Source organism: Candidatus Nitrospira nitrificans (assembly GCF_001458775.1).
GTDB lineage: Bacteria > Nitrospirota > Nitrospiria > Nitrospirales > Nitrospiraceae > Nitrospira_D > Nitrospira_D nitrificans.
On the sequence record NZ_CZPZ01000033.1, the window covers coordinates 21,001 to 39,672 of the forward strand.

Here is an 18,672-nt window from a genome sequence, read left to right on the forward strand (position 1 = left end):
TGGCCAGGCACCAAGAGGATTGGTGTTCTTCATGAAACCCTTATGGCACCGTTTGCCGAAGGAGGTTTTTGGAATAGGTACGTTGCAGCAATGCCGGCAGCACGAGAAGATCCGCTGCCAAGGCGACCAAGATGATGGAGACAGAAAGACTACTCATGGCCAGAATAGGAGCGAAATCGGAAAGCAAGCCTATCAACAATCCCATTGATAACGTCATCGTCGTGATGATCAGAGCCGGTCCAACCTGGTTGAGCACCGCCGGGATGACCATGTCGCTCTGAGTCTGATTCAGTCGCCAATACCTCGCCAGAAGGTAGATCGTATCATCCACGATGATGCCCAGGATCATGCCCAGCACCACCGCTCCCCCAAGAGCAATATTGCCATCCACCAGCGCCCACAGCGCATACGCCACGAGAACAGGAACAACATTGCACACGACACCGATCCACGCGGCCTTCACAGAACGTAAAATCAATCCGGCAATGAGGGCGATGGCGACAAGACCAATACTGAGTGAGTAGACCATACTGGCCGCGTTTCTCTGACCAAGATGGGCGAACGTGAGATTGGCGCCGGCACCGCCTTGATAGGAAAAAGGCGTGAGATGACGATCAAGCCAGGCACGGACCCGATCATCGAACGCAATCATGGTTCGTGCGTCAAGGTTTTTGAGATAGACCGCAGCATGAATCGCCGAGTAGTCTTCGGATACATGATGCTGCAGCGACAAGGCAGCAGGCGTGTTGTCCTCCGCAATTCGTTGATAGCGCATCAATGATGATGCGTCTCGCACACCCACCCCTTGGCGGATTCGAGGAAGATCGGCAATGGTCACCACACGGTTTACCTCTGGCTGTGTACGCAGCCAGAGTGAGAACGCTTCCATCCTTTCAAGGAACATCTGCTGGAAAATCCCGTACCGTTGGCCCGTCTCGAGAGAATAGCTAATCTTATTCACACCACTAAACTCTTCATCAATAAGCCTGGTAGCTTGGCGGAACTCATGGCTATCCGGGAAATATTCAAACACATTGTCGTTAATCTCATTACCAAACACTCCCACAGCGGAAAGAAGAGCCACCAGAGTAAACGATGTCACGATCGACCGAGAATTGGTGGTAATGAATCGAATCAACAGGGGAATCTGAAACACGGTGCGAAAATCGAGACCTGGCTTCACCTTCACGCCGCACAGTAATACCGGCAATAGAATCACCGTCACCAGGAACGACAACGCAATACCGAACGCAACAATATACCCAACGGTCCGTACCGGCGGCGAGGGACTGAATGCGAGTCCTAGGAATCCCAGGATCGTTGTGAAGTTGGTGAGAGCGAGCGGCAACAAATTGAGTGTCAGCGCATGCCGGACGCTCTCCATTGGATTCTGCCCGTCCGCACGGCTATGGAGATATGATGTGGTGAAATGAACGGAGCTTGCGATGGCCATGCTGACAATGATCACGGGGACATACACAGCGATCGACGCCAACTCGAATTCTAACCAACCGGCAACTCCGAAGGCACCCACCACTGGGAGAAGGGCGGTGAGCAGGATGGAGACGGCGACCCAAAAGCTAGAAAAGAGTACCCAGAGGGTCGCCAGGAAAAGCAGGATCAGGGCCGGCAAGAACATCTTCAAATCATGTCGAACCACCAGAACATAGGCTTCTTTCAGGGCTAACGTACCGGTGTAGTGGGCAATGATTGGAACCTGAGCGAGGCTGATCTCTTTCTTGACGAAGGCCCGCAGTTGCGCCATGGTGTTCAGCAGAACATCGGCCTTCCCGTCGCCGGGCAGGGCAAGAGTTATTTCGATAAGCGCGAACCGACCATCTTCCGACAATAGCAGGCGGCGTGCATATTCATCACTCAACAAACGGTCGCGGTTGGGATGGAGGACAGCAGGTTTGGTTGAGGGGGTTCCTTCATTATCCGAATCATGACCTTCAATCTGGACGGTATCAATTTCCGGATGGAGATCAACGAAGTCGGCAATGGAACTGACGCGCTTAATAAATGGGAGGGCTCGCTCAGCGGCGATGATACGATCAATGACCGCATAATGGGCAGGAATGAGCATGTCGTGTTTCACACTCTCGAGAATAATAATGACACTATCGTCGCCGGCGTACTTATCAGCCAGATCATTGTTGACGGCAAGCAGCGGATCATTGGTGTCAAAATAGGCGTCGTAATTGGCGTTCAAGCGCAATCCGCTGGCGCCGTACCCAAGCGCGCCAATCACCACCAGGACGGCAGCAACGGAAACCCATGGGTACTTCATAGTTGTCGCTATTAACAACATGACCTGTCGGCTAGGCTTTTAAGCTTCTCAGCCCAATGGTCATCAGCTTTTCTGACCTTGCCCGAGAGGTCTTCGAGCCAGTTGTCTCTGACGCGCAGGCTGTAATTGAGGTACAGTTTGCCTGCATGGATGGTCCACGCTTCGGGAACCGTTGAGGCGATGAAACCTTTGCTCATCGCATAGGCGCAATAACCCCCGTACTGGGGCATGTACGCCTCAGGAGCATTTGCGAACAGGTCGCGGTTCGTTTTGTTTTCAAAGTACCAGGTCGCTCCCGCATGTTGGTGCGTGAACTGGGAGCTACCTTTGACTGGCCTGTTTTGGCTGAAGTAGGCCACCGGGTCATAGCCGCGGATCGCAACATCATCTGTGGTGAACGTCCTGCTTTCTAAGGTGGTGCAGCCCACACAGATAAACACCAGCAGGGTTAAGAAATAAAGGAGTCTCATGTTTATCCCATCATATCCGTTCCGTTTATAGATTATCGCTACGTGGGCAACAGATCTGTCTTCTTGAGCTAATCAGCTGACACGACCAGAGGGCGTCGCCATCATCGCTGAAAGCTAACGCGCCGTGATTGCCCAGCCCACAACATTGCAAGAACGCGACTTCCCCACGATAGCGTCGCCATCTCACGCCGTTCTCGCGAAAGCATCACATTTTCGTCACGGAGTTGAACCTTGGGGCAGCAATCTCCGACCCCCAGGAGGATTCAATAGCCAGGAAACAGAAGGATGATGGGATATGTGGGATTCGACTACGGGTGTGTTTGAACGTGGTTGTTCAACGAGCAGAGGGTTGGAACGCAATCGAGGCGTGTTGCGCCGCTCTTCTTACTCATAGGTCAGCAATTTGTACGACAGTAGATCAAGCATCCACGCGGGTTGCAGGGCTGTTTGTGTTGTCTAAGTTGCTGACTTCGGAGTAATGCTTTTATAAACACAATATCACCGTAGTAGGCAATGGCCCGCTCTTTCGTGTTGTCCGTATCGCTCATGATCGTCACCCCGTTGATCATCGGCGGTTCTTCTCCGAATGCCTTCTTATAGTCTTCGTAGATGTTGCGTGACTCATTGATCCATATGCCGAGATTGTGAGGGCCACTTTCCACGACCACCATTTTCACAAAATCTGTATAGGCGTTATCGATAATCTCGCCGACCGGTGCTCTCCTCTCCCAGATATAGTTGATCGCTCCGATGGGAATGTCTCCGAACAAGATTTGACCGGCCTTGTGCTTGAGTTTTTTGCTCATGCTCACCTTGTCAGGGTCGTATTCGAAGGTGATGTAGAGCCGAGCCGGATAATCGTCTCCGTCTTTGCGCGTGGCATCGCTGTTCTTCAAAAGATGGTCGACCTTCCAACGCCACCGCACGACGGGAAATTCCTTGGGGTCGATCCTGACCTCCTTGGTCAATCCCGATGCGGACGCATCGCTCATGGCCTTGACGACGACATGTTCGCCGTCTCTCACCAACTCATATGTCGTGAGCGTAGGGATTTTCTTGAAGGTCAACGGCTTCCAGCCATCCGGCAGACGGCCGCCTGGCTCGCTTGCGGAAAACTTGCCCACTTCCAGCGCAGTTCCACCCTCTGCCATAAGCCATGCCGGAGCGATGAACAACCACATGGCAATCCCTAGGCCCGTCGCGATCAGCCTCTTGCTGTTTTCGTCGGACTCCATCCTCCTATCCCCGTCTCATCCATGCGAACAGCTTGGTCAGAATGTGTTTTGTGCTCTGTGTAAAGTGGGCCTTCCGCCAGAGATTGACTACCTTTTTGTTCACCTCGGCTTGGGTAGGATAGGGATGGATGGTCCCGGCGATCGTTTTGGCTCCTCCGCCCGATTTCATTGCCACGGAGAATTCACTGATCATCTCGCCGGCATGGGCCGACACGATCGTGGCGCCGAGGATTGTATTCGTCCCCTTTTGAATGTGCACCCGCGCGAACCCTTCTTCTTCTCCGTCCAGAATCGCCCGATCCACCTCTTCGAGCTTGTACGTATAGGTTTCCACCTCGATGCCTTTCTGTTTGGCATCGCTCTCGTACATCCCGACATGGGCGATCTCCGGTTCCGTGAACGTACACCAGGGCATGTGTAGCGACTCGACATTGGCATACCCCAAGCCCAATGGATGAGGGAAGAGCGCGTTTTGGATGACGATTTGCGCCATGGCGTCCGCGGCATGTGTGAATTTATAACGAGAGCAGACATCACCGGCCGCGAAAATCTTGGGATTGGTCGACTGCAATCGGGCATTCACCCTGATCCCGTTCTTATCGTACGAGACTCCCGCGGTCTCCAAGCCGATCCTCTCTGTGTTGGGAATCCGACCGACGGCGACGAGAATCTCGTCGACGATGACATCGTACTGTTGTCCGTGTGAATCGACCGTCAGACGTTTTCCGCCGTTGATCTTTTCGACCTTCATATTTTTTGCGCAACAGCGCAACTTCACGCCATCGCGAAGCATCTGTTGTTCAACGATACCCGCCGCATCTCGATCCTCGTTCGGCAGGATGCCATGTGTCTCTTCGATCAGATAGACTTGGCTCCCAAATCTGGCAAAGGACTGCGCCAGTTCGCATCCGATGGGGCCGGCCCCGATCACTCCAATACGTTGCGGTAGTTCCGTCAGTGAAAAGACCGTTTCGTTCGTCAGATAGCCGGCTTCCTGAAGGCCGGGGGTATCCGGTATTGCCGCTCTCGCGCCCGTGCAAACGGCGGCGGTCGCGAAGGTGAGAAGTCGATTCCCTGCCGGACCTTCCACTTGAGCCGTATCAAAACCGAGAAACCGCCCGCCGCCGATATACACGTCGACGCCGAGTTTCGTATAACGTTGGGCCGAATCGTTCCGGCTGATACGTGCGCGCAGCTTGCGCATCCGAGCCATGACCGCGCCGAAGTCATACTGCACGCCTGTGGGAATATGGAGGCCATACTCCGTGACCTTCCGGAGATCGGCCCAGACCCTCGCTGCTCGGATCATGGCTTTGGAAGGGACGCATCCGACATTGAGACAGTCCCCTCCCATCAGATGTTTCTCGATCAAGGCGACCTTCGCTCCAAGGCTCGCGGCGACGACGGCCGTGATCAAGCCGGCGGTCCCTGCCCCGACGACCACGATGTTGTAGCGGCCGGTCGGCTCCGGATTGACCCAATCGGCGGGATGCACATTGGCGACCAGCTGCTGATTGAATTCGTCGTTCGGGGTGAGTAAGGGCTGATCGTGCGTACTCATTTCAGCGACCTGGTAGAGGTTCGGTCATCATAGCGTGGCACTCTTCGTTGTGAATCGTCCATTGAGAGATGTTCATCACGCTCGTTTGGCCGTAACCCTCTTATAGATGACAGGCAACAAGGCAAGTAGTCCTAAGAGGACAAAGGCGCCGACGACGTTCGGGGATGCGATTTCTTTCAATGAGTTGATCGTCCCCAGCTGACGGCCTGCATAGGCATAGACGAAGGAACCGGGAATGATGCCGAGCGCCGTGGCGGCAACGTAGGTTCCGACGTTCACGCGCGTGAGCCCGGACACAAGGTTCACCACGAAGAAGGGAAAGAGGGGGATGAGTCGCAAGGTCAACAAGTAGCTGAACGCGTTCTTGGCAAATCCTTCTTGGAATGGTCCCAACCACGTGCCGAACTTCTGTTCAACCGTATCTCGTAATAGATACCGAGCGGTCAGAAACGCGAGGGTCGCTCCGGTTGTTGCTCCAATATTCACAAGCAACGTTGCCAAAACAGCGCCGAACAAGAACCCTCCGGCCAATGTGAGGATGACCGCGCCCGGCAGCGATAATCCGGCAACGATCACGTACGCAGTGATGAAGATCCCCACCGCTGAGACAAAGTTGGCATCCGTGAACGCCAACAACCCGTCTCGATGTTCTTTCAACGTGGCCAAGGACAACAATCGTCCCAGGTCGAAATAGAAGAAGGCCGCGATTGCCAAGCCGATCACAATCGCGACAGAAATCTTGCCGAGATTCGAATCGCTGGATTCATTCTGATTCAAGATCGGGGTCGTCATGGCGGCGTCGTGGCGTATCATGGTGGCTCCTGGTGGTTCTGTCAATGAGATAAGCTGCTGGCGTGTAAGATCCGACAGGACGGCACATTCGTCGATGCTGTTCGATGAAATGTTCGGTTGCCGGAATGCTGTCAGGTGATCGACCGTCGGTGGGTGGGTTGCCAGATCGACTTCGATTCCCGTAGTCTGTTCAACAGGAGGCCGCAATGGATGAAGCAAGCAGACTCACCAGAACTAAGGAACAGTGGGCGAAGGCCCGTCGAGGGGGAGAAGAACGCGAAGTGTTCTATGAAGGAGACGAGCGTCTCCCTCCCGGCCAGCATCTAGTCGAGAATTTTCCCGTGCTGGATCTCGGCTTCAAGCCGGAGATTTCCGTACGCGAATGGAGGCTCACGATCGGTGGATTGGTCGCCGCCCCTCTCGCTTGGACCTGGGAACAATTTTTGGCGCAACCCCAATTCAAAAACCGGTCGGATTTTCATTGCGTCACCTCATGGAGCCGGTATGACAACGACTGGGAAGGCGTGAGCTTCAAGCACATCGCATCCCTGGTGCAACCGCTGGCGCTTGCCCGATTTGTCCTGTTCAAGTCCTACGACGACTACACCACGAATCTACCGCTCGAAGCCTGTGACGATGATGATGTGCTGCTCGCCCGCAGTTGGAACGGCACTCCCCTCTCCAGGGACCATGGTGGGCCGGTCCGTGTGATCGTCCCGAAACGATATGCCTGGAAGGGGGCGAAGTGGGTGAAAGAAATTACGTTTTCGGATACGGATGAGAAGGGGTTCTGGGAAGTTCGAGGATATTCGAACACCGCGTTTCCCTGGAAGAACGATCGCTACGGATAGCAGGTGTTGAAAAAGGTCTCCGGCTTCACTCTCGCGTCGCACGCCTCGTCGCCTCTTCACTCGCCGCGGCCTTGCTGGAAGGCCTTTTTGAACATCCGGGAGGGCTGGTTATTTCTTGATCCACCCACCCGGACCTTCAACGAAGTTTCCCGGTTTGGTATTCTGAACGGCCTTTTCTCCGGCGAGCGTTTCAACGGCCTGGACGTTGGTGCCGTTTCGCTTGGCGATCTCTTCGTAGGCCTGCCGCCGCTTCTGATTCACGTCTTCGATCAGTGCTCGGGCTTCGGCATCGGCAAGGGTCACCGCCCCCAAATAGCCGTTGGTTTTCTCCCCGACCAACCCCTTCGCTTTCGCGTCATCCAAGGACAGGGCGAAAGCGGAAGAAGCGACCGTGGTCCATAAGATCGCCGCACACACCGCGATGGTCAGCCGCGCAATGAGCATGATTTCCTCCGATAGCTAGAACAGTCCGCTGTCATTCGACAACACTTGATCCAAGTCCTTGTCGACCTTCAGCCGAATCTCATGATCGATCTTCACATTGAGATTAATCGTAATCGGTTTCTCCGGCGCGGCAACCTCGACTCGCGGGGTACAGGCGCCCAACGTGAGGAGCAGGATTCCCCACGCCAATATCCCGGCGCCGATCGGTTTGGGTCCACTCTGCATGGTCCGCCTCATCATAATGGTCGCCTATACTTTCTTTCGATGGCTCCCTGGATATCTTCGACCAAGCGAAGGCTCTTGAGGAGCGTGGGGATATGTTCCTGCACGGTCAGGTTGAAGTGAATCGGAGGGGTATTCTGGAGGTCCGGATTCCTGCCTTCCAACCGCGCATTCAAGTCCAATATGCCGGTTTCTCCGTATTTCACGCCGACGCGCAACAGCGAGTACTGAAAGTTGTTGAGGGCTTGCGCGACAAGCTGGAGTTGCCGATCCGAATCTGAAAGGATCTTCGACGAATCGGACGTCGAAGCATACCGTATGATCCCTCCGGGAGGCTGTGCCTCGATCACTCCGTCTTTCACGATGATCCCATCCGATGTCATGGTCACGGGAAGCGTCCCGTTGAGCGTTCCGGTTCCCTGAAGCCCCTTTTGTTGTTCCACGCTGAGAATTTTTGCGAGATCGAGATTCCGCAGGGAAAACGTCGTTGTGAGCGGCAGCTTGGCTAAGTCTACCACGGGACCTGGATTGCTGACCGTTCCTCCGAATACTTCGCACTGGAAATCCCTTACCTCGACCACCGGCAGATCATCCGCCGCTCTCCATTGTATCTGGTAGGAAGCCGCAAGGTTCGTCACGTCCACGCCGCTCTGTACCGCCGCAACGAAGATCGGGGCCGGCTGGGTCGTGACAATCGACTCAAGCCCCTGGGCGTGCAACGTCAACGTGGTGCTTAAGCCCTTCACGACATGATCGTGGTATTGGCCGGACAGTTTCTCGGCCACCACCTTCGCGGTCGCCGACACCCCGTTCATCATCGTGATCCGGTCCCGGAAGGCGCTCGACCACGACGCATCGACGTTCACCGTGAACATCCCATCGATCAGATCGGTCGCATGAGGAAGTCCCATGATCATCTTGCTGAGCCGCCGGTCGGTTCCGTTAAACGTCAGCGGACCGATGACACCATGCGCCGCTCCTTGCGCCGTTTGCAGCGGCTGCTCGATGGCAGCGATCACGAACCCTTCGTGCGTGGGGATATCGACCCGCAGGTCGGCCTTGATGCCGCCCTGATCCGCCGAGAACTTGACTATCCAATCACTCGTGGCAGGCCACCAGGAACCAGACACCGGACTCACCCCTGCCATCGACAACGTTCCTTGCGCGGCCCATGCGGTCTTGGTCGTTTCGGCTCCCTGGACCTTCAAGACACCTTGCGCGATATGAATGTTCCGACCGCTGAATTTCACGGTCGGAGCTCGAATCGTTGCGATCAGCACTCCCCCGCTGCAGCGGATCGCCGTCAGGTCGCATTCAATGGTCAGCGGCTCCGACAAATTCAGCGTGACACTGGGAATAAGCGTGGGCCCCTGTCCGATCTGTTTCGCCGTCACTGAGGATGGAGGCAACAGTACTCCACGCACGTGTGTCCGAGCCAGCTTGACCGTCCCTTGGACTCCTCCCATCGCTTCTTTGGCTGACAGCAGCTCGGTCACGGCTTTCGGGAGAATACCCTCTAGATCATAGGCTCCTTCGGCCAACACCAGCTCATTTCCAAGGCCCTCGACGCGGGTGGCTTCGAACTGCGCTACTAATGGGCCTGGTGTCCGACCGTAGGTCACATGCAACGGTCCTTCCGCGACCGTGCGTATGGGAGTTTCCTTCCAATAGAGCGCCCCTTGCACGGCCTGCGTATTCTCAATCCGCACCGGCTGATCGCCATGAGGCAGTATCAAGCGGACCGCTTCGGGAATAATGCGAGGTTGAGCATTGACCGTCGCGGTCAGCAACACGCCGGGGTTCATGGCCCACTCAGCCTGAGTCGCATTGCCTCCGAACGTGCCGTCGTAGGCAACGGCAATATCCTTCGCCACGCCTTTCAGCGCCGGCAAGGTGACATGGACTCGAATATTGCCGTCCAGATGGGTGCGTTCGTCTTTCCACAAAGAGCTGAGCGCGGCTTCCGCGGCGGCAATCCCCGCCCAATCTATGGACACCTCTCCCGTGACCCTTTCCAGTTCCGGACCGATCGGGACAAGGAGCGCGATGAATGGAGCCAGTTCTTGTACATTGACCTGGAGGCGGCCATTAACTTGAATCTGCGCGCCGTTTGGATGCGCCTTCGACTGCAAGGAAACAATCGGCGCCGCTTGGGGTCGCTGCGACGCCAAGGTTACCGACCAGGTACTGGCGGAATGTCCGACGACGGCCAAACCATAGGATGCGGTATCACGCCCGCGAAAAACGAGATGACCACCGACCTCGCGGCCGCTATACGTCAGATTCCCGTCGATCGTCACTCTGCGTAGCGGACCCGTCGCCTGCTCGCGAAAGATGGTGAGATGATCCAGTTGCAACTCGTCGAATGGAAGAATGGGGAGACTGCGCAAGAGATCCCCCGCCGTCAACAATCGCCACGGCGATTCCCCGTCATCGGACTGATCCGTATCCCTTCCATCGTGCGCAGTGGGTTCCGCGGACTGCACGGTCAGCACATGGATGGCCGCGTCTCGGAGTAGGATCTGCCTCACGCGACCTTGAAACAGTTGGCCCAGGTCATATCGTATTTCTGCATCAGTCAGGGAGACCATCAGTCGTTCTTCGCCCAAATCCTGTTGAAATGAGACGACGGGAATGCGCATGCGCGTCCAGCCCGGATAGCTCAGCTGGAGGATGACGTTGCTGTAGCCGGAGTCACGAAGCCTACTCGCCAGCAAATAGGATGCGCTCAGCGGCAACAGTAAATAGCAGCTACAGAGCGCCGCCAATCCAAGGAGCACGACAATCTGGTATCGTTGGGCCAACATCGTTTGCGTGATTCGACTCGATGGTTCAGCCACGGTTGTCAAACAAACGCTCAAGCCCTGTCAAGAGGTCCGAACGGCTCTGCCGTCGGACTCGATCCGATCGGCCTCTGTGTTCTTGACGTTGTAATGGAAAAACGGAGGGTCAGCCGTTTTCTTGCAACCCACCAGCTGGAGCGAGGGCGACCGCGAAGTGATTGTTCGCCGGCATTATTTCAAGCAGAAGTTCATATCCAACAATCCGTCTTGTGCGACCGTTGCCTCGCCGCCGTCTTTGCAATGGAGCTTTTTCGGATTTTCGCCGACTCCTTGATCCGAGACAGACGAGGCACTGCTCGATCCGGGTGAGCCTCCACCCAGTCCGACAGCGGTGACCGAATCGATCCGTCGCAGAGCGGTTCCCTCTTTGAGAGATGTCAGGACGAGGGCCTGCTGCGGCAGGGTACCGGCGAGCGGTACGGCTATGGCTTGGAAGGCTGTTCCCCCGTCACGCAGCTGCACCAGAACTTTATGGTACTTGAGCGTGGGACTCAGCGTGAAACCGATCACGGTGAAGTCACTCGAATAGGCTCCATGGTTGGCATGGTAGAGCGTTTCAAGACGGCTGATCTCGGCCAGCGCCACCTCCGCCTCCACAGACCTGGCCTTCTCCACAACATGCCGGTGCGAGACCATGGCCATGGTAGCCAGAATGCTGAGGACGGCCAGGACCATCATCAACTCGATCAACGTGAATCCGGCATTCTCCCCGAGTCGCTGAGTCATCGAATCTTCACGCGCGTCTCGCTCAGAGATCTGAAGTCAAACCGCCGCAATACTGCGGCAATCTCTTCCGTGGCATTCTGCGCTTCTTTAATGCCCGAAGGAGCGGACTGCTCGATCTTCGAAAGGGCTGCCAGAAGCGACTGAGTCTGGTCCTGAATCGTGGCGAAGGATTGTTCGATATGTTGAAGCGCCTGGTTTGCGGTGCCCGCCAACTCGTCTAATCGATCACTCGGACGAAACCGTATTCTCCAGCGGAGATTGCCCCTGCCCCACTGTCGCACACTCTCCTCGAGCCGATACAACGGGCCTGCGATCCGCCTCGTGATGATGAGACTGAAGATCACTGCGCCGAAGAACAGAACGGGAACAGCGACCCAGACGGTTTCGCTCAACATCAGCATCTCTGCGGAGGCGACCTGACGCTCTTCCAATGAACCACTGCCGTAGAGTGCCAGCATCGGCTTGAGATGGGCGCCATAGAAGGCCAGCGTGAAGAATAGGGCCGAGTAGAGAAACAGCAGTAATCCGATCCAAATCGCATAGCCCTTCTGGATCTGGTGGATGAAAAAACCATCTCGGCGGTCGACGCCGGATCGCGTAGGCGTTGCGGCAATGGCCATAGTCAACCTTCCTTCAGTTGGGTCCTTCCATGACACTTCCCGATAGCTCTGCGATCCACGGTACCATTGAGGCCGCCGCCGACCAAGTAATGGAGGGTTTTGTGAGGAGGCGGAACGGAGACGGCGGAATTTATCCGGAAGTTGGAGGAAGATCGGCAGCCGGTTCCTCGCACTTCTTGCAGTTCAGATGGGTCCCCAGACGCTGCTCACGTCCAGCGACGGTAAGTACCCAAGGGCGATTGATGAAGGGAGGCTGATGTCGGACGTGCTGCCCATGGCCACAGGCCAGATCGGCCACCCAGTCACCCTCTTCATCTTGGTGATATCCGATGATCGGTTGTTGCATCTTATGATGGTGCTCGCATCGCAGCCGGAGGGTCGATGGAGATCAGAGTGGTGAGCAGGCCAACACTCGATCCCCTCCCGCAACCCGTTATGTCACAGCGTGAGATTATCGTTTTTCGAACGGCAGTTCCGGCCGCTGGGCGGCGGGAAAATACCGCCAGTGTTTTTCCCCGTCTTGATCGAAGCTTCCGACAAAGATGACGTCGCGATCGAGCGATCGAAATTCCGAGAGGTGTGTGTGGCAACTCTGGGGATCGATGATCCGCGCATCGTATTGCCCGACCACATAGACTCTGCCGTGTGCCGCTTGATAAATATTGCGCCGGCCGGCATAGCCGGTATCAGGAAACAATTCGGTTGAGGAGGAACAACCTCCCAGTCCCTTGGCGTGCATGGTGAGGGTAAATCGCTGGAGGAAGGGGTCCGTCGCCATCCTCACGATGCTCAGCCGAAGTCCCGCCGACGCAATGTCAGCCGAAGCCGGCTCGGGAGTGTTGCTGTTGCACCCGAGGCAGAGGAGCGCCATTCCTCCAAAGACGGCGGACCAGGAACGCGTGCTCACTTGGGCGCAAGAACCTTTGGGGCCGCGCCGATGGCGTTGAGCCCTTCCTGAGCGCAGGCATCATCCAGATGGGCCCCCGGTGCTCCACCCACACCGATCCCTCCGACCACTTCTCCGTTGATTTCGATGGGCAATCCTCCGCCTAGGATAAGAATCTCGCTGTTCATGTCGCGAAGTGCCTGCAGCGTGGGAACTTTTGCGGCGAGATCGGCCAACTCACTGGTCGGGCGTCGCACGCTGGCCGCCGTGTAGGCTTTTTTCCGGCTGCTATCGACCGTGTGTGGCCCAGCACCGTCAGCACGTCCCATCGCACGAAGGACGCCGGCTCGATCCACCACCGACACACTCACGCGATAGCCGTCTTTCTTGCAGGCGTCCAACGCTGCTTGAATGGCCTTATTCGCTGTCCCAAGCGGCAAAACTGATTCTTTTGCAAGCTCGTCCGCAGACGTCGGCTGTGGCGTGGGTAACCCCGCGAGAACCAGCACGACGGTCCCGACAACGGTCAGCCGATTGATTGATTTCTGCGCGAACGGAGGCATCATGGTCTCACCTAGCCTTTCCTCGATAGCATATGAGACTACGGATGCCTCAATGCGCTGTCAAGAGAGCCGGCGGCTGCCGGTGAGATGGAGGTAGGGCGTTGCTGAGAGGCTGCCTGTTTCAGTTTCGTTGATCGAGCAGTCCCTTTGTCATCGGCGCCCCCAATTCTTCGACGAGGGCGCGCAGCGGCTCCGCAATCGACCACGCTTGTGCCGGACACCCTCGTGGATGGTGTGGAGAGTCCCCGTCAAAAATTTCGGATACGTGCCCGAGACAGGCTTCTTGTACATGGGCCTCTAGTCCTTTGAGAAAAGATCGCGCCTCAGCCCTTGTTTCAGCCGTATTTCCAAAGGTCTTGACCCATGCCGTTATAAAAGGACCCAAGAGGAACGGCCAGACCGTCCCCTGATGATAGGCGCTATCTCGTTCCAGAGGACCACCTTCATACCGCGGGCGATACCGACTGTCCTGTGGTGACAACGTTCTCAGCCCCACCGGCGTGAGGAGCTGGTCTTTGATTGTGTGGAGCACCTGCTTGGCTTGCTCCTTCGTCAGCAGATCATCACAGAGGGAGATCGCATATACTTGATTAGGACGGACTGATGGGTCATCTCCCTCAGGCCCATCGATCGTATCGTACAAGTACGTTCCGTCTTTGCGCCAGAACCTCTTCCGGAAAGACTCCGCCGCTCGCATCCGATCTTTCAGGCAACTCCGAGCGTACTCCGATTCGCCGACTTCATCAGCCAGACGCGCGCCGATGTCCAGAGCCCTCATCCACAGGGCCTGGATTTCTACCGGCTTTCCGTACCGAGGTGTCACGACCCAATCCCCGATTTTCACATCCATCCATGTCAGCTGAACGCCGAGCGTTCCACCGGCGATGAGTCCATCTCCATCCATATGAATGTTGTATCGGGTACCTCGACGGTAACCGTCGAGAATCTGTTTGACCGCCGGCCAGGCGACGGATCTGAGGCTCGTCGTCCGACGACTGTATGCAAGATACCGATCGACGGCATAAACGAACCAGAGTGATGCATCGATGGTATTGTATTCCGGCTCCTCGCCGACATCGGGGAACCGGTTGGGCACCATCCCGTGAGAAACATGAGCGGCAAATGATTCGATGATGTGTCGGGCGACATCATGCCGTCCCGTGACAAGGCACAATCCTGGAAGCGAGATGAAGGTGTCTCGCCCCCAATCCGTAAACCAAGGATACCCGGCGATCACTGTTTGCTTCGCGTCTCGCACGGCAAGAAATGCTTCTGCCGCCTGCCGGAATGCCTCGGCCAACGGATCGGCACCCCGCGCAGACGTTCGCAATCGCCCACGTCGCAGGCGCTCGCGAGAGACGAGCCGAGTGATGTCGGGGCTCTCGGTCGCGTTGCCGGTGAATGTAACCGTGTGGGGTTTTCCAGCTTTCAGCTCGAATGTAAGCTCGCCGGGTGACCACCAGTCTTCTTCACCATCAAGTCCCCGTTGCTGTTCCGCAGGAAATTGCACATGCCGATACCAGTCCGGCGCATGGCGATAGGCGCCTGAGTGATAGGCGCGGACAGCCGGCAGGCCGTGGTAGGGAGACCAGGTGACGCACTGTCGGCCGATCGTGGCCGACGGCGAAAGGGTTCTGTTCTCGTGATGCAGGCCATGATACTCACGTCCCGTCAGCATCGGTCGCACTCTCAGCAGGACCGGCGCGCGCTGTGCGCCCATCAACTTCCACCGAATAATGACAAGGTCTCGTCCACGGACACAAAAGATTTCACGTTGAATGAGTGTGCCGCTACAAGCGAACGTCCATGTCGGCCAGGGGATTGATGAGAATGAGGTGCAGTGCCTGTATCCGTGGGGATGGAGTGCTCCTGGATACAGGTTGGTGGAAAGAGAAAACTTCTCGTTATCGATGTGAACCCATTCTTCGACGTGATTGACCAGTACGTATCGATCGGTTGGTGGTCGGCGCGCCGTCAATAACAGTGCGTGGTACCGGCGTGTATTGGCGCCGGCAACGGTCCCCGATGAAAACCCACCGCGACCGTTTACCTCCAACCATTCAAGGCTCAGCGCGCGATCCAGGTTCTGACAAGTACCAGCTTCAATGTTCATGTTCGAACGCCCCTCGCCGCTCGAGAAGCCCGCTTCGAAGCGAGCGCATCGCGTCAGCGAGCGACCGATTCGTCCAGCGCTTCACGCTTCACGAACCACGCTTCCCGTTCCTATTCTCCTGACTGCTGAATCAACTTGGCGACCAGCCCGGTCCATCCCGTCTGGTGGCTGGCTCCGACACCGGCGCCGTTGTCGCCATGGAAATATTCATAGAAGAGAATCGCATCGCGCCAGAATGGATCGTCCTGGAATTTCTCGGTGCCTCCATAGACCGGCCGTCGGCCGGTCTTGTCGCGAAGAAAAATGTGCGTCAACCGTCGCGAAATCTCGGAGGCAACCTCGTTCAAAGAAGCAAATCGACCAGATCGGACCGGGCATTCGACTTTGTATTCGTCACCCAGGAAATAATGGAACTTTTGGAGCGATTCGATCAGCAGATAGTTGACCGGAAACCAGATGGGACCCCGCCAGTTCGAATTGCCCCCGAAAAGTCCCGTGCTCGATTCCGCGGGTTCATAGTCCACCCGATAGTCGTTGCCCATGATGGACAGCACGTAGGGATGGTCCTTATGGTAGCGCGAGAGCGCCCGGATGCCATAGGGGGAGAGGAACTCTTCTTCGTCGAGCATGTACCGCAACACCGACTTGAGCCGCGTGGGATTGACCAAGGACAAAAACCTCCGCACCTCTCCATCGTGTGAATGGGTCTCGACATGGGCGCTGAAATCCGGTCTGTTTTCGATAAACCACTGCATGCGGTGCTTGAAACGAGGGAGTCTGTCGATCAATTCTGAGTCCAGCGTCTCGACCGCAAAGAGCGGGATCAGTCCGACGAGCGATCGGACCTTGAGCGGACAGGTGTGACCGTCCGGTAGGTGCAGCACATCGTAAAAAAACCCATCTTCTCTATTCCACAACTCGATTTTTTCGCCGCCGATGTTATTCATGGCTCGGCAGATGTACACGAAGTGCTCGAAGAACTTGCTGGCGACGTCTTCGTACGCTCGATTGTCGCGCGCGAGCTCCAGCGCAATGGAGAGCATATTGAGGCAGTACATTCCCATCCAACTGGTCGCATCCGATTGCTCGATATGCCCCCCGGTCGGCAAGGGCGCGCTCCGATCGAAGACACCAATATTATCGAGTCCGAGAAAGCCCCCTTGAAAGATGTTTTTCCCTTCCGCATCTTTTCGATTGACCCACCAGGTGAAGTTCAACAGCAGCTTATGGAACACCCGTTCGAGAAAGACGCGATCACCGATGCCTTTCCGTTTTTTCTCAATCTTATACACGCGCCATGCGGCCCAGGCATGGACCGGAGGATTGACGTCTCCAAAGGCCCACTCATACGCCGGAATCTGACCGTTCGGGTGCATGTACCATTCTCTCAACATTAAGATGAGCTGTTCTTTGGCGAAGGTTGAATCCACGAGGGCCAGTGGAATGCAATGGAACGCCAAATCCCATGCGGCATACCAGGGATACTCCCATTTGTCCGGCATCGAGATCACATCGGCGTTGTAAAGATGTGTCCAGTCCGAGTTCCGTCCACGGAGACGTTCTTGGGGAGGGTCCGGCATCCCTGGATCGCCGACGAGCCAGCGTTTCAGGTCATAATGGTAGAACTGTTTACTCCACAGTAATCCAGCGAACGCCTGCCGTTGGACCAGCCTTGCGTCCTCGGAGAGGTCGGCCGGAGCCAGTTCGTCATAAAATTCATCGGCTTCATGAATGCGTTGCTCAAAGAGTTCATTGAACGCTTGAACTTCAAACCCCGCTGCCTTTGTTCCATTGGTCAGTCGCAGGCGAATGATCTCCGATGCTCCAGGAGGGAGTGATAACTGATATTTGGCGGCAGCCTTTGAGCCGACCTTCTCAGGATTGACCGCGTCTTTTCGGTTGTGGACAACGTAATCATGAAAACTATCTTTCACATATGTAGCGCCGTCTAGGTCGCCGTATAGTCGGCGCGTATTCGTCTCATTCTCGGTAAAGAGTAACGGGGGCTTCCCGTGGCACCATAGGCGACGTTCACCATAATATTCATGATCCAATTCAATCACGCTCATCCCGTCGACGGCTTTTCCTTCCCGCATTCTCGGCCGGCGGGCATCGATTCCCCATGACCAAGTATTCCTGAACCAGAGAGTGGGTAAGAGTGTTAAATCAGCGCAATCCGGCCCGCGGTTCGTCACATGAATACGAACGAACAGATCCTCCGGCGTCGCCTTTGCGTACTCGACGATGACATCAAAGTAGCGGTTCGCATCGAAGACACCCGTATCGATCAACTCGTATTCCGAGTCTCCACGTTGACGCCGGCGATTTTCCTCGATCAGACGGGCATAAGGAAATTCAGCCTGTGAGTACTTATAGAGATACTTCATGTATGAATGTGTGGGCGTTGAATCCAGATAGAAATAGTATTCCTTTACATCTTCGCTGTGATTCCCTTCGTTTCCCGTCAACCCGAATACCCGCTCCTTGAGAATCGGATCATGTCCATTCCAAAGGGCGACGGCAAAACAAATATATTGGTGACGATCTGAAATCCCGGCCAGTCCGTCTTCGTTCCATCGGTAGGCGCGTGAGCGAGCATGATCATGCGGAAAGGATTCCCAGGCCGTTCCGTGAGGGCTGTAGTCCTCACGCACCGTTCCCCAGGCCCGTTCACTCAGGTAGGGCCCCCATCGTTTCCAATGCTGTTTTCGGGTGGCATCTTCTTCGAGGCGCTGCCGCTCGGCGAGCCGGGAAACGTCAGCTGGGGAGGGTGTCCGAACCGTTTTTGCCACGACACCTCTTTTCTACGTATGGATCGTGAGAAAGGACGGCGCTACGATGCGCCTCCTCCGGCTCCAAATCAAGCCGTGTCGTCGATCATGAACCACCAATTTCCTGCTCTTCTTCGGTTTCTTGAGGAGTTATCTAAAGAAAGAGACAGGGATTGTGTCGAGGGAAGGAGGACGTCTTACGACAATCTGTAGCGGAGGCGGTCGCGATATACGGGGTGTGCGTATGGAAATGGAAGAACGGGATGGGTCAACCGGACCAGGCGG

At 56.0% G+C, this 18,672-nt stretch carries 16 protein-coding genes; 1 reads left to right on the forward strand and 15 read right to left on the reverse strand.

The genetic code is table 11. From position 1 onward, the window contains the following. Nucleotides 1–40 precede the first annotated feature (40 nt). The 5 genes from COMA2_RS16635 to COMA2_RS16655 all read right to left on the reverse strand — a co-directional run bounded on the left by COMA2_RS16635 (nucleotide 41) and on the right by COMA2_RS16655 (nucleotide 6,369). Nucleotides 41–2,290 (reverse strand): efflux RND transporter permease subunit, encoded by a 2,250-nt coding sequence (locus tag COMA2_RS16635; RefSeq protein ID WP_175304677.1) that lies wholly within the window; start codon nucleotides 2,288–2,290, stop codon nucleotides 41–43. Between the two features lie 11 nt (nucleotides 2,291–2,301). After that, entirely contained in the window at nucleotides 2,302–2,760 is a 459-nt protein-coding gene (locus COMA2_RS16640) for a YHS domain-containing (seleno)protein (RefSeq protein ID WP_090900961.1), read from the reverse strand. A gap of 395 nt (nucleotides 2,761–3,155) precedes the next feature. Further along, nucleotides 3,156–3,995, reverse strand: coding sequence for a DUF3047 domain-containing protein (locus COMA2_RS16645; protein WP_245631073.1), 840 nt, complete (start codon nucleotides 3,993–3,995; stop codon nucleotides 3,156–3,158). 4 nt (nucleotides 3,996–3,999) lie between these two features. Continuing rightward, entirely contained in the window at nucleotides 4,000–5,556 is a 1,557-nt protein-coding gene (locus COMA2_RS16650; protein WP_090900964.1) for a mercuric reductase, read from the reverse strand. 75 nt (nucleotides 5,557–5,631) lie between these two features. Beyond that, a complete protein-coding gene (locus COMA2_RS16655; RefSeq protein ID WP_090901325.1) occupies nucleotides 5,632–6,369 on the reverse strand; it encodes a TVP38/TMEM64 family protein in 738 nt (245 codons plus the stop codon). Between the two features lie 185 nt (nucleotides 6,370–6,554). Between COMA2_RS16655 and COMA2_RS16660 the strand changes: the two genes are divergently transcribed. Beyond that, nucleotides 6,555–7,199 (forward strand): sulfite oxidase-like oxidoreductase, encoded by a 645-nt coding sequence (locus COMA2_RS16660; protein WP_090900967.1) that lies wholly within the window; start codon nucleotides 6,555–6,557, stop codon nucleotides 7,197–7,199. A 108-nt stretch (nucleotides 7,200–7,307) separates the two neighbouring features. Here COMA2_RS16660 and COMA2_RS16665 read toward each other — a convergent pair whose 3' ends face one another. The 10 genes from COMA2_RS16665 to COMA2_RS16710 form a co-directional block, all read right to left on the reverse strand. After that, nucleotides 7,308–7,643 (reverse strand): YdbL family probable chaperone protein, encoded by a 336-nt coding sequence (locus tag COMA2_RS16665; protein WP_090900970.1) that lies wholly within the window; start codon nucleotides 7,641–7,643, stop codon nucleotides 7,308–7,310. 15 nt (nucleotides 7,644–7,658) lie between these two features. Then, nucleotides 7,659–7,868: a YnbE family lipoprotein gene (locus tag COMA2_RS16670; RefSeq protein ID WP_090900972.1), complete on the reverse strand. Its 210-nt coding sequence runs from the start codon at nucleotides 7,866–7,868 to the stop codon at nucleotides 7,659–7,661. 11 nt (nucleotides 7,869–7,879) lie between these two features. Beyond that, entirely contained in the window at nucleotides 7,880–10,705 is a 2,826-nt protein-coding gene (locus COMA2_RS16675; RefSeq protein WP_245631089.1) for an intermembrane phospholipid transport YdbH family protein, read from the reverse strand. 174 nt (nucleotides 10,706–10,879) lie between these two features. Beyond that, a complete protein-coding gene (locus COMA2_RS16680; protein WP_090900978.1) occupies nucleotides 10,880–11,434 on the reverse strand; it encodes a type IV pilin protein in 555 nt (184 codons plus the stop codon). Then, on the reverse strand, nucleotides 11,431–12,054 hold the full coding sequence (locus COMA2_RS16685; RefSeq protein WP_090900981.1) for a methyl-accepting chemotaxis protein: 624 nt from the start codon (nucleotides 12,052–12,054) through the stop codon (nucleotides 11,431–11,433). The genes COMA2_RS16680 and COMA2_RS16685 overlap by 4 nt, the downstream gene beginning before the upstream one ends. A gap of 130 nt (nucleotides 12,055–12,184) precedes the next feature. Continuing rightward, nucleotides 12,185–12,400 (reverse strand): DUF3565 domain-containing protein, encoded by a 216-nt coding sequence (locus COMA2_RS16690; protein ID WP_090900984.1) that lies wholly within the window; start codon nucleotides 12,398–12,400, stop codon nucleotides 12,185–12,187. 105 nt (nucleotides 12,401–12,505) lie between these two features. Next, nucleotides 12,506–12,925 carry a hypothetical protein gene (locus COMA2_RS16695; RefSeq protein WP_090900986.1) on the reverse strand — a complete coding sequence of 140 codons (420 nt, stop codon included), beginning with the start codon at nucleotides 12,923–12,925 and terminating at the stop codon, nucleotides 12,506–12,508. Between the two features lie 32 nt (nucleotides 12,926–12,957). Beyond that, a complete protein-coding gene (locus COMA2_RS16700; protein WP_217490802.1) occupies nucleotides 12,958–13,506 on the reverse strand; it encodes a GlcG/HbpS family heme-binding protein in 549 nt (182 codons plus the stop codon). A gap of 118 nt (nucleotides 13,507–13,624) precedes the next feature. Continuing rightward, a complete protein-coding gene (locus COMA2_RS16705; RefSeq protein WP_090900988.1) occupies nucleotides 13,625–15,616 on the reverse strand; it encodes an amylo-alpha-1,6-glucosidase in 1,992 nt (663 codons plus the stop codon). Between the two features lie 110 nt (nucleotides 15,617–15,726). Then, on the reverse strand, nucleotides 15,727–18,408 hold the full coding sequence (locus COMA2_RS16710) for an MGH1-like glycoside hydrolase domain-containing protein (RefSeq protein ID WP_090900991.1): 2,682 nt from the start codon (nucleotides 18,406–18,408) through the stop codon (nucleotides 15,727–15,729). Nucleotides 18,409–18,672 lie beyond the last annotated feature (264 nt).